Below are 12,165 nucleotides of genomic sequence, written 5' to 3' on the forward strand. Positions count from 1 at the left end.
GAATGGATAAGAAAATAGAAATAAGTGAAATTGGAAAGTTTCTTACAGACGGTATGACAATTTCCATTGGTGGATTTTTAGGATGTGGAAATGCTCATAATATTATTGATGAGATATTAAAAACAGATGTAAAAGATTTGACATTAGTTGCAACTGATACTTTCTTTGAAGGAAAAGGAATTGGTAAGTTAATAACAAATAAAAGAGTATCTAAATTAATGGCTAGTCATATAGGTACAAATAAAGATACACAGCAACAAGTTAATGATGGCTTTATTGAAGTAGAGTTAGTTCCACAAGGTACTTTAGCTGAGAGATTAAGATCTGCTGCTGCTGGACTGGGAGGTGTTTTAACAAGAACAGGTTTAGGAACATTAGTTCAAGAAGGAAAAGATGTAGTTACAGTTGATGGTGTAGAGTATATTCTAGAAAAACCAATACATATTGATTTAGCAATTCTTAAAGCATATAAATCAGATAAGGCAGGGAATTTACTATATAAAGGGGCAACAAGAAATTTTAATGTTCCTATGGCAGGTGCTGCAAAAGTTACAATTGCAGAAGTTGAGGAAATAGTTGAAAATGGAGAACTTGATCCTAGTATTGTGCATACTCCATTTGTATATATTAATCATATCGTAAAGGTTTAAAAATGTTAGTGAAAGAATTAATTGCAAAAAGAGTCGTAAAAGAGTTTAGAAGTGGGGATTTTATCAATTTGGGAATAGGCCTTCCTACTTTAGTTCCAAACTATGTACCCTCTGATGTAGAAATAATTCTACATTCAGAGAATGGTTTTGCAGGAATATGGGATAAGGCTAATGAAGAAAATAAAGATGAAAATGTTATAGATGCAGGTGGAACACATGTAAATTTAAAACCAGGTGGTGTTTTCTTTGATTCTTCCACATCTTTTGAAATTATTAGAGGTGGACATATTGATATTACTGTTTTGGGAGCTTTAGAGGTTGATGAAAATGGAAGCTTAGCAAGTTGGAATATTCCTGGGAAGTTTGTGCCAGGGATGGGTGGTTCAATGGATTTAGTAAGTGGTGTAAAAAAAGTTATTGTAGCTATGCAACATACTGCAAAAGGACTTCCTAAAATACTAAAGGAGTGTACATTACCTCTTACTGGAAAAAACGTAATTGATATGATTATTACTGAATTAGGTGTTTTTGAATATATTGATGGAAAATTATATTTAATAGAATTAATGGGTGATACATCTTTGGAACAAATAAAAGAGCTTACCCCAGCAACTTATACAGTTGCTCTTAAAAAATAATAAATAGAAGGAACTAAATGAAAGTTTATATAGTTGAAGCAAAAAGAAGTGCAATAGGTAGTTTTTTAGGAACACTAAAAGATGTTAAACCTGGTGATTTAGCTGGACAAGTAATAAAAGATTTAACTAAAAACATTGATAATACAATAGTTGATGAGGTTATAGTTGGAAATATTTTATCAGCAGGTCACTCTCAAGGTATTGGAAGACAGGCATCTATTTATGGGGGCTTACCTGAATCTACAGTTGCATATTCTGTAAATATGTTATGTGGTTCTGGTATGAAAGCTGTTATGAATGCAATTTCTGAAATAAAAGCTGGTGAGAAAGATGTAATTATTGCAGGTGGTGTTGAAAATATGTCTTCAGCACCTTTTTTAGTTTCTTCAAAAGTAAGAGCAGGAACAGCCTTAGGTGATAGTAAATTAATCGATTCAATGAGTGATGCTTTAGTTGATGCCTTTGAAGGCTATCATATGGGAATAACAGCTGAAAATATAGCTCAAAAATTTCATATTACAAGAGATATGCAAGATGAATATGCAATATTTTCTCAAGAAAAAGCTGCAATAGCAGATGATGCAGGAAAATTTATTAATGAAATTACTCCAATTAAGGTTAAAACTAGAAAGGGTGATATTCTTTTTGATAAAGATGAATATATAAATAGAAATACTTCAATTGAGAAATTAAAAAAACTTAGACCTGCATTTAAAAAAGATGGAACAGTTACAGCTGGTAATGCATCAGGAATAAATGATGGGGCTAGTTTTACATTAATTGTCTCAGAGGATGCTATTAAGAAATATAATTTAACTCCTTTAGTAGAAATAGTTGATGTGTCTCAGGTAGGTATTAGTCCTTCTATTATGGGACTTAGTCCTGCATATGCTATTGAAAAACTTTTAGAAAAAAATAATATGTCAATTGATGAAATTGATCTTATAGAAATTAATGAAGCTTTTGCTTCACAAATTCTAGGAGTATTTGAGTTATTGAAAGAAAAAGTGAATTTAACTGATGAGATACTTCAGGAAAAAATTAATGTAAATGGTAGTGGAATTGCTTTAGGTCATCCAGTAGGTGCTAGTGCTAATAGAATAATTGTTTCCTTAGTACATCAAATGAAAAAAGAAAATTCAAAGTATGGATTAGCTTCATTATGTATCGGTGGAGGAATGGGTACAGCAATTTTAGTCAAAAATATAGAATAATTTTATGTATAATGATATAATTTTTATAAATTATTTAGGAATTGATATGAATAAAGAATATTATCATGCTTTAGAGAAAAAATTAAATTTTGAGGATGTTTTATTGGATGCTTTACCTAATCCTATATATTACAAAGATATAAAAGGTGATTTTATAAGATGTAATACTAGATTTTCAGAGCTTACAAATACTTGTAAGAAAGAAATCATAGGCAAATCTGCTTATGAATTCTTTCCTAAAAGTGCTGCAGATAGAAACAAATTAATCGATAAAGAAATAATGAAAACTCTTCAACCTTATGAAGATGAAGTACATTTTATTAAAGATAATGGTGAAGTTAGATACTACAATTTAAGTAAAGCTGTTTGTCAAGATAAATCAGGTGTTGTAAAAGGTATTGTTTGCATTATGACAGATATAACACAAAGAATTAAAGAAAAAGAGATTCTAATACAACAAAGTAAGTTCGCTGAAATGGGTGAGATGATTGCTTCTATTGCTCATCAATGGAATGAACCTTTGGTTGAACTCTCAGCTCAAGTGCAAAAAATGGAACTTTTTTATTCAACCAACCAAATTGATAAAGAGAAAATTTCCAATTTTGTAGAGGATTCTATGATTCCTATTCAATATATGTCTGAAACATTAAGTGATTTTAGAAATTTTTTAAAGCCTTCAACTGTTAAGAATGAGTTTGACTTAAAAAAAGCAATTAGAGAGATCTTTGACATTGTTGGTAAACAAATATTTTATTTTAATATAAAAGTTAATTTTGACTATGATAAAAATGAAACATTTATGATTTTAGGTTATAAAAATCAGTTAAAACAAGTAATACTTAATATTATTAATAATGCAAAAAATAAAATAACAGCTGCCTATGAAAATATTGATTTTGAAGGGGTTATTACAATCAAACTAAGAAATAAAAAAAATTTAACAGTTATCGAAATTATAGATAATGCAGGCCCTATAAAAGATGAAATAAAAGGACAGATATTTGATCCTTTTTTTACCACTAAAGAGAATGGTACAGGCTTTGGTTTATATATGGTGAAAACCATTATAGAAGATAAAATGTCAGGTAAAGTTTCGGCAAGAAATAATGGTAATAATGTAATTTTCTCTATTGAAATACCACATAAAGAAGTATAATATGAAAATATTACTCTTAGAAGACAATCAAACTCTAAATGAAACAATCAAACTTAGATTAGAGCTAAAAGGTTATAAAGTACACTCTTATTCTTGTGGACAAGATGCTTATGATAATATAACAAATGGTTATTCTTGTTTTCTTTTAGATATTCATGTCCCAAATGTTGATGGAATAAAAATACTGAAAAAAATCAGAGATTTTTATGCGGATTGTCCTGTAATCATAATTTCATCAACAGTAGAACTTGATATCATTAAGGAGTCATATAGTTTTGGATGTAATGATTATTTGAAAAAACCTTTTTTTATAGATGAACTTGAAATTAAAATTGATAAATTATGTAATATTCCTACTAATGAGATTATATTAGGAAGAAGTTGCATTTTTAATTTCAAAGAAAGTGTTTTAACAGTAGATAATAAAAGAAATGATCTAACTGAAAAAGAAAGCTTATTAGTTAATCTTTTCGCAATAAATCTAAATAAATTAGTTACTTATGAGAATATACAAAACTATGTTTGGAAAGGTGAATATGCTTCTATTGATGCTATTAGAACATTAATTAGAAGATTAAGAAAAAAAATGCCTCTTACAATTAAAGCTTCATCTAATAGAGGCTATTATTTACTGCTAACTGAAAATTAGGAGTTTTATGACTTTATCTATTGTAGATTTAAAAAATAATGATTTATTTTATAAAGCTTGGAGTTTGTATGAAACATCTTTTCCTTCAATTGAAAGAAGAAGTTTAGAAGAACAAAAGCAAATTCAAAATGATTCTAGATATAAAATGCATGCTTACTTAGATGATAAAACTTTTGTAGGAATAGTATTTTATTGGGACTTTGATAAATTTAGATTTATTGAGCACTTTGCTGTTGATTTAGGCTTTAGAGGGAAATCATATGGTTCAAAAATTTTGAATAGCTTACTAAGCTCACATAAAGAAGTAGTTTTAGAAATTGAGTTAATAAATGATGAAATTAGTAAAAAAAGATTAAGGTTTTATGAAAAATTTGATTTTAAAGTAAATGATTTCAAACACTATCAAGTGCCTTTTAGACAAAAACAAGAGAGTTTAGAACTTCTTTTTTTATCCCATAAAAGAGTATTAACTAATGAGGAATATGAAGAGTTATATACTCAAATGAAAGCTTCTTTAGGAATCTAAGAAGTCTCTACTTTGAATATATAGCCTGTATCTACTACTGTTTGGATGTAGTCCCTTTGAAGTACTTTTCTTAATCTTCTTATTAAACTTCTTATAGATTCTAAAGAAGCAAAGCTTCCTTCCCATACGTAGTTTTCAATACTTTCATAAGATAGAACTTGATTTTTCTTAGTTAAAAACAGGTTCATTAAAAGTCTTTCTTTTTTTGTAAGTCTATGCTCTTGCTTATCTATTACAACTGTTGAGGATTTATAATCAAAATAACAATCCTTGTCAAAATGTAAATAATCATCCTGAATGTTACATAACTTCTCAATTTTGATTTCAAGCTCATCTATAAAGAAGGGTTTTTTCAAATAATCATTACATCCAAAATCATAAGACTCTTTAATTACATCTAGTTCTACACTTGCTGAAATGATAATTACAGGAATAGTTTCATAAAACTCTCTGATTCTTTTTAGAATTTTTATTCCATCAATATTTGGAACATTTATATCCAAAATAAAACAGCTATATCCATCTGTAATTTTTTCATAAACTTCTGCCCCATCCATATAGGCTTCAACAGTATAACCTTTTAGCTTTAGTCTTTTTTTTATTGTTTCATTTAGTTTTTTATTGTCTTCTAAAAGTAAAATTTTCATTTTCAAACCTTTTTATGAGGAAGTTTTATTGTAAAGATAACATTATTATGGTCATTTTTAACTGTAATAGAACCTCTCATTTTATCTTCTATTATAACTTTTGCCATATAAAGCCCAATTCCTGTACCGTCTTTTTTAGTGGTAAAATAAGGCTGGAAGATTGAGCTTATAATTTTATCTTCAATAGCTCCACCATCATCACATATTTCTATTATATTATAATTATCATCTCTTTGGATATTTATATCAATATTTCCTTTTTGCGTGTGGGGATTATCTTGTTCAAGAATCTTGTTTTTAGAGTTATTGATAAGATTTAATAAAACTTGTTTAAACTCATTTTCATAACCATATATTAAAAGCTCTTCATTTTTATTTTTGTAGTTAAATGACATATTAATATTTGAGTAGAATATCTGTTTTCCTATAATTTCATTTATCTCATTTAAAGCTTTAGAAATCGAGAACAGTTTCTTCTTTGTTGATGGTTTTAGGAAGTTTCTGAAATCATTTAGCGTTCTTGACATGTATTTTATTTGAATCATTGAGTCATTTACAAAGTCTTTTACATCTGTATCTTTTAGTTCATTTAATAAATAAGAAGTTTGAATATCCTGAACTTGCGCTGATAACTCTATTAGTGGTTCATTCCATTGATGAGCAATTGCAGCAACCATATCACCCATTTCAGCTAATTTACTTTGTTGGATTAAAAACTGCTTTTGTTGAACTCTTTCAGTAATATCATCCATAATACAAACTATTCCACCAACACTTCCATCGATATTTTTATAAACTGCTTTGTTTAAGATTATATGTTTCATATGACTAGATGAAGTATAAAAAGTAAATTCAGAAGTACTTGTACTAAAGGTTTGCATTAGTTCTTGGTCGATATTTGTATTTTTTAAAGCAACTTCATAGGGAAAGAAATCAAAAGCACTTTTCCCAATTATCTCATCTCTATCTTTACTTACAAGATTTGCAAAACTTAAATTACATCCTTGAAATTTACCTTCTACATTTTTATAGTAAATAGGGTTTGGTATAGTGTCAAGTAGTACTTTATCAAATTCAAGTTGATTTGATAAGGCAAGTTCTAGTTTTTTTCTTCTTTTTATATTTGCCCTTAAAACCACAACAATAATACTTAAAACCATAATTATAATAATCGCTAAGACAATGAATTTTATAAATTTTCTATAAACAGAGTTTGGTTCATTTATCAAAATATAATCGCTTAAATGATTATCTACTTCTATATCAAATCTTTCAAGTTCATTGTAATCAAACATATATCTATTTGGTGATTTATCAATAACTGGAATATCTTGTATCTTTTTACCATTTAAAACATCAATAGCCATTTTTGATACAGATTCACCTTGTGCTATTGCTGATGTTAAAAGTCCTCCTGCAATTCCATAGTTTAAATAAAAGTCCCAAAGCCCATATATAGGAACATTACTTACAGCTTTAACCTCTAAAAAGCTTTGTTTATATGTGAAGTATTTACCTGTTGTATCTTTAAATAAAAGTACAAACAAAATCACATCATTCTCCCCAAGTTTAGAGACTTTATCCTTTAGGGTTTGAATTTCCATTTTATCTACGTACTCTATTGTAAACTCTTTTTGATACTTTTTTATGATGTTTCTTAGGTCTCTTTTTACAGCTAAACCAGTTTTTGATCTATCATTTATAATTAGAAGTTTATTGATATTTGGATGTAAATCTTTTATAAGTTCAAAGTTTTTTTCTAAATCTACTTGTTCAACTACTCCTGTCATATACTTTTTCATATTATTTTCATCAAGTAAGGCTTCATCAAAATTATTTATTCCACAAAAAAGTACAGGTAGGTCTTTGAAAAGATAGTCATGGTATCTAATTGTAAAATCAAAAGCATTATTATCACTTGCAATTATTAAATCAAAATCTCTTGTTTTAAATTGCTCTTTATAAAGTGCAGCTAGTTTATCTAAATAAATGGGATCTGCTATATGTTTAGTATCCATATAAACTGTTGTAAGCTCGATATTATTGTGTTTTGAAAAAGCTTGTTCTATAGTTTTTGAAATATCATCACTCCAAACATATCCTTTATGATATGAGTGAAGTAACAACACTTCTTTTGCATTATTTGCATATAAAAAATTAATTATTAGTAAGCTAAATAGTATAAATTTCTTCATTAAAAACCCTTCTATTTAGCTATTATATCAAGATTTTGTAAAAATTACATATCCAGATTTTGGTCCATGAGCACCAATTACTAATGATTGTTCAATATCAGCAGTTTTTGATGGTCCTGAAATAAATACACCATAACCATTGTCTTCAAAATTGATTTTAGTGTATGCCTCATGCATATTATTTAAAATATCTTTCTCATCTAAAACTGTTACGATATTTTGTGCTATAAAGTATAAAGCTCTATGTCTATTGTCTTCATTTTTCATCCATACAGCACCATTTTCTGCAATTGCAAAATTACCTTTTACAACCGCTAAATCAATATCTTTTAGTTCATAGGCTGTTTCTTTTTCATTTGCATCAAAGTTTTTTAATGAAAAACCTTCAACATTTGAAGCTATGATTTTTTCATCAGGATAAAGTTCACTTATTGTTTTTTCTAAATCTGCTTTATCAATAAGTAAAGCTTTTCCTCCCACTGATTCAATCATTGTAGAGAATTTTTCAAATTTATCTTCAAAAGTTAGACCAAAGTTTTCATATGAATTTGGAAGTTCAACATTTTCAACTACATTATTTTTTCTAATACTATTTAGAATTTTTTCTTTACTAGTCATCTAATTCTCCTTGTTCAAACATCTCTTTGAAGCTTTTCTCTGGCATTTTAGGTAAGTCTCTTTGTCTTCCCCATACATTTGATTTATTGTAAACAAGTGAATTTGGAAGTTTTGGAACAACTTTTCTAGCTACTTTTCCAGCTAAATTAAATAGACTTGGTTTACTCATAAGCCAAGCAGTTACTTTCATTGCCATTTTTTTCTTTGGATCAATTAAATCCATTTCACTTAAGTCTTGTCTTCTTGCATAAAGTTGAGAATCCAAGTCAATCTTTGCAGGACATACATGAGAACATGAACCACATAATGTACAAGCAAATGGTAAAGTACTGTGTTTTTCTGGCTCTTTTACTGCACCTAAAATAGAACCGATTGGTCCAGGAATAGTATATTCATAAGAGTGCCCTCCACTTCTTCTATATACAGGACAAGTATTCATACAAGCCCCACATCTAATACAGTTTAGAGCTTTTTTATATTTTGAAGAACTTAAGAATTCACTTCTTTTATTATCTACAATAATAATATGCATTTCTCCCCCTTCAACAGGACCATGGAAGTGTGAAGTATAAGAAGTAATTGGTTGACCTGTAGCACTTCTTGCAAGTAGTCTTGTAAATACTGATAGGTCTTCTAATCTTGGAATAATCTTTTCCATTCCCATTGACGCTATATGTAACTTCGGAACAGAAGCACCCATATCTGCGTTACCTTCATTTGTACAAACAACAACACCACCTGTATTTGCTATGGCAAAGTTTACACCTGTCATTCCTGCTTCTGCTGTTAAGAAATCTTCTCTTAAACTTGCTCTTGCTGCTCTTGTTAGATAAGTTGGATCATCATTTCCCTTTTCAGTGCCTAATTTTTCATGGAATGTATCAGAAACATCCATTTTCTTTAAGTGAATTGCAGGAAGTACAATATGTGAAGGTGGTTCATTTCTTAATTGAACAATTCTTTCACCTAAGTCTGTATCAATTACTTCAATTCCTCTTTGCTCTAAGAAAGGGTTTAAGTGACACTCTTCTGTTAGCATTGATTTTGATTTTACAAGCTTTTTAACATTTTTTTCTTTTAAAAGTTTATAGGCAATTTCATTATGCTCATTTGCGTCATTAGCCCAGTGAACTGTAATACCTTTTGCATTTGCATTTTTTTCAAACTCTAAAAGATACTTATCAAGATTTGACATTGTATGAGTTTTTATTTGACTTGCATACTCTCTTAATTGTTCCCATTCAGGAATAGATTTAGAAGCTAAGTCTCTTTTTGCTCTTACAAACCATAAAGCCTCATCGTGCCAGTGCATTCTTTCATCATTAGCTACGAATTCTTTTGCATTTTGTGGATGTGTACTCATAGTTCTTCTCCTGCTAAAATTTGTGCAATATGCATTACTTTTATTGGATAGTTGTTTCTATTTATTAGCCCATCCATGTGCATAAGACATGACATATCTGCACCTGTCATAACTCTTGCTTCTGAGTCTAAATGATCTTTAATTCTATCTTTACCCATAGCAACAGATATATCTTCTTCTGATACTGCGAATGTACCACCAAATCCACAACACTCATCTTTTCTTTTAAGCTCAACAAGCTCTATATCTTTTACTATATTTAATATATTTTCTAATTTTGAGTTATATGGAACATTAAGTTCACTTGCAGTTCCAAGCTTTAAGGCTCTATGCCCATGACATGAGTTATGAAGACCAACTTTGTGAGCAAAACTTACATCTATTTTTAGATTCTCTATACCTATTACATCATGTAAAAATTCACAAACTTCATAAATAGAAGCTTTTACTTTATTGTAATCAGAGTCATTATCGAAAAATGGTGCATAATGTTCTTTTACCATCGCAACACATGATCCACTAGGGGCAACTATATAGTCATAGTCTTTGAAGTTTTTAACAAACTGTTTTGCTAAAGTTTCTATACTTTTTGAGCATCCAGAGTTTGCCATAGGTTGACCACAGCAAGTTTGACTCATAGGATAATCAATCTCTAAACCTTGTTTTTTTAATACTTTATATGTTGCTTTACAAATGTCTGGGTAAAGTTCATTCATAAAACATGGAATAAATAGACCAACTTTCATACATACTCCTTTATTGTTATAAACTAATTCTATACTTTGCGTATGAAATATGTATGATATTTTGAGTTTTACTTAACTAATTAGTCAAGTGATTTCTTTAAGTACACACTTATATCATTTTCTAAGTAGCCATTTTGTACTTTTATTTCACATGGAAGTTCCCTGCAAAATTCGATTATATCGTTATAGTCTACATTATTAAGAGTGTCTTTTTTTAAAAAGTTAAAGATAAAACCTTTATTTGAGTTATTGAAACATTTACTTATAAAAATAAGTGTTTCTTCTTTTGTTAATATATTCAAAGCTCCACTACATATATAATAGTCTTTGATTAATAGTGTTTCTTTTAAAATATTTGATACTTTCAAATCTAAATGATTAAGTCTTTTTTTTGCAAGTCTAATCATATCTTCTTCCATATCTAAACCTATATACTCTTTAGGTTCTAAAGAGTTTTTCTTAAGATAAACATAGAACTCAGCAAAACCACAGCCTGCATCAACAATACTGCTGTTTTTTATATCATCAATTATAAAAGAAGTTAAAATTTCAAATCTTTTATATTGAGTATATTTTGATTGCCAATGTACTGCTTCATGACTTATTCCATGTTTTTTGATTACATTAGAGTAAAAAGAGTGGTTGTATTTACTACCTATTTTATATTTTGTATTAAAACTAATTTTTCTGTACCTGCTGTATTACTACATTATTGTCTTTTATAAACTTTGATACAACTTCTGAATTAGTATGCTCATAAGCTCTATCATAAACTATTCTTTTTATACCTGCTGCAATTAGATTCTTAGAACATTCACTACATGGCTCTAAAGTTACATAAATAGTAGCATCTTCAATACTAATACCTTTTCTTGCTGCCCAAATAAGAGCATTCATCTCGGCATGTATCTCATATGTCTTAGACCAATCATGATGATCTTTAGTATATTCACCTTTCCAGTGGTCACTACAGTTTGTATATCCTGATGGAGTACCGTTGTAACCAGTTGATAAAATTCTTCCATCTTTTACAATTACTGCACCAACTTGTTTAGATACACATTTTGAAGCACTTGCAATTTCATGTGCTATGTTTATAAATGTTTGATCATTAAGCATTTTATTCCTATAAAATTTTTTGAAATTATAGCAAATTTAATTGAATAATATTAAATTTATAAAAAAAATTAGTTTTTTCCTTAAAGGAAGCTTTTATTATATGTTAAAAATTTAGTTATAATCTAATTTTTGATAATATATCTTAAAAATTTGACGAATTAAAAGGCTGATTATGGATTTTAAAGAAATAAAAGAACTAATAAGAGTATTTGATAAGAGTGAACTTAACAAACTTAAAGTAAAAGAAGGTGAGTTTGAAATTGCTATGCAAAAAGGTTTTGAATCAGGTACTGTTGTTACTTCAAGTGAGCCAGTTTATACTCAAACTGTAGCACCAGCTGCGGCTCCTGTAGCTGCTGCTGCACCAACTGCATCAGAAGCACCAGCTGCAAGTACAGCAGGTGAAAGCATTAAATCACCAATGGTAGGAACTTTCTACGCTTCTCCATCTCCTGAAGCACCAGCATTTGTAAAAGTTGGAGATACTGTTAAAAAAGGTCAAACTTTATGTATCTTAGAAGCAATGAAGATTATGAATGAAGTTGAAGCAGAGTTTGATTGTAAAATTGTTGAAGCATTAGTAAAAGACGGTGACCCTGTTGAATATGATATGCCAATTTATGTTGTTGAAAAACTATAATAAG

The 12,165-nt window shown here is 28.8% G+C and carries 14 protein-coding genes; 7 read left to right on the top strand and 7 right to left on the bottom strand.

What is annotated here, in order from left to right; genetic code table 11:
* Positions 1–2 precede the first annotated feature (2 nt).
* From NJU99_RS00345 to NJU99_RS00370, 6 genes are read left to right on the top strand one after another with little or no spacing between them, the layout of a single operon-like run.
* On the top strand, positions 3–650 hold the full coding sequence (locus NJU99_RS00345; protein WP_254576754.1) for a CoA transferase subunit A: 648 nt from the start codon (positions 3–5) through the stop codon (positions 648–650).
* Between the two features lie 8 nt (positions 651–658).
* Entirely contained in the window at positions 659–1,288 is a 630-nt protein-coding gene (locus NJU99_RS00350) for a 3-oxoacid CoA-transferase subunit B (protein WP_283256452.1), read from the top strand.
* Between the two features lie 17 nt (positions 1,289–1,305).
* Complete coding sequence (locus tag NJU99_RS00355; RefSeq protein ID WP_254576756.1) at positions 1,306–2,502, top strand: thiolase family protein; 1,197 nt, start codon at positions 1,306–1,308, stop codon at positions 2,500–2,502.
* Positions 2,503–2,548: 46 nt separating this feature from the next.
* Positions 2,549–3,658: a two-component system sensor histidine kinase NtrB gene (locus NJU99_RS00360; RefSeq protein ID WP_254576757.1), complete on the top strand. Its 1,110-nt coding sequence runs from the start codon at positions 2,549–2,551 to the stop codon at positions 3,656–3,658.
* Between the two features lies 1 nt (position 3,659).
* On the top strand, positions 3,660–4,307 hold the full coding sequence (locus NJU99_RS00365; protein WP_254576758.1) for a response regulator transcription factor: 648 nt from the start codon (positions 3,660–3,662) through the stop codon (positions 4,305–4,307).
* 7 nt (positions 4,308–4,314) lie between these two features.
* A complete protein-coding gene (locus NJU99_RS00370; RefSeq protein ID WP_254576759.1) occupies positions 4,315–4,833 on the top strand; it encodes a GNAT family N-acetyltransferase in 519 nt (172 codons plus the stop codon).
* On the opposite strand, the gene NJU99_RS00375 is transcribed toward NJU99_RS00370, so the two are convergent.
* The 7 genes from NJU99_RS00375 to NJU99_RS00405 all read right to left on the bottom strand — a co-directional run bounded on the left by NJU99_RS00375 (position 4,830) and on the right by NJU99_RS00405 (position 11,521).
* On the bottom strand, positions 4,830–5,480 hold the full coding sequence (locus tag NJU99_RS00375; protein ID WP_254576760.1) for a response regulator transcription factor: 651 nt from the start codon (positions 5,478–5,480) through the stop codon (positions 4,830–4,832). The two genes, NJU99_RS00370 and NJU99_RS00375, sit on opposite strands and share 4 nt — an antisense overlap.
* A gap of 2 nt (positions 5,481–5,482) precedes the next feature.
* A complete protein-coding gene (locus NJU99_RS00380; protein ID WP_254576761.1) occupies positions 5,483–7,675 on the bottom strand; it encodes a sensor histidine kinase in 2,193 nt (730 codons plus the stop codon).
* A gap of 27 nt (positions 7,676–7,702) precedes the next feature.
* Positions 7,703–8,293, bottom strand: coding sequence for a LutC/YkgG family protein (locus tag NJU99_RS00385; protein ID WP_254576762.1), 591 nt, complete (start codon positions 8,291–8,293; stop codon positions 7,703–7,705).
* Positions 8,286–9,656, bottom strand: coding sequence for a lactate utilization protein B (locus NJU99_RS00390; protein WP_254576763.1), 1,371 nt, complete (start codon positions 9,654–9,656; stop codon positions 8,286–8,288). Before NJU99_RS00390 ends, NJU99_RS00385 begins: the two co-directional genes overlap by 8 nt.
* On the bottom strand, positions 9,653–10,402 hold the full coding sequence (locus NJU99_RS00395; protein WP_254576764.1) for a (Fe-S)-binding protein: 750 nt from the start codon (positions 10,400–10,402) through the stop codon (positions 9,653–9,655). The genes NJU99_RS00390 and NJU99_RS00395 overlap by 4 nt, the downstream gene beginning before the upstream one ends.
* Before the next feature lie 80 nt (positions 10,403–10,482).
* The gene (locus NJU99_RS00400) at positions 10,483–11,085 is read right to left on the bottom strand and encodes a class I SAM-dependent methyltransferase (RefSeq protein ID WP_346731826.1); all 603 of its coding nucleotides are present in this window, start codon (positions 11,083–11,085) and stop codon (positions 10,483–10,485) included.
* The gene (locus NJU99_RS00405) at positions 11,081–11,521 is read right to left on the bottom strand and encodes a deoxycytidylate deaminase (protein ID WP_254576765.1); all 441 of its coding nucleotides are present in this window, start codon (positions 11,519–11,521) and stop codon (positions 11,081–11,083) included. Before NJU99_RS00405 ends, NJU99_RS00400 begins: the two co-directional genes overlap by 5 nt.
* Before the next feature lie 172 nt (positions 11,522–11,693).
* Here NJU99_RS00405 and accB point away from each other — a divergent pair, with 172 nt between their 5' ends.
* Positions 11,694–12,161 (top strand): acetyl-CoA carboxylase biotin carboxyl carrier protein, encoded by a 468-nt coding sequence (accB, locus tag NJU99_RS00410; RefSeq protein WP_254576766.1) that lies wholly within the window; start codon positions 11,694–11,696, stop codon positions 12,159–12,161.
* The last annotated feature ends 4 nt before the right edge of the window (positions 12,162–12,165 follow it).

It is taken from the genome of Arcobacter roscoffensis (assembly GCF_024267655.1).
GTDB classification, from domain to species: Bacteria; Campylobacterota; Campylobacteria; order Campylobacterales; family Arcobacteraceae; genus Arcobacter_B; species Arcobacter_B roscoffensis.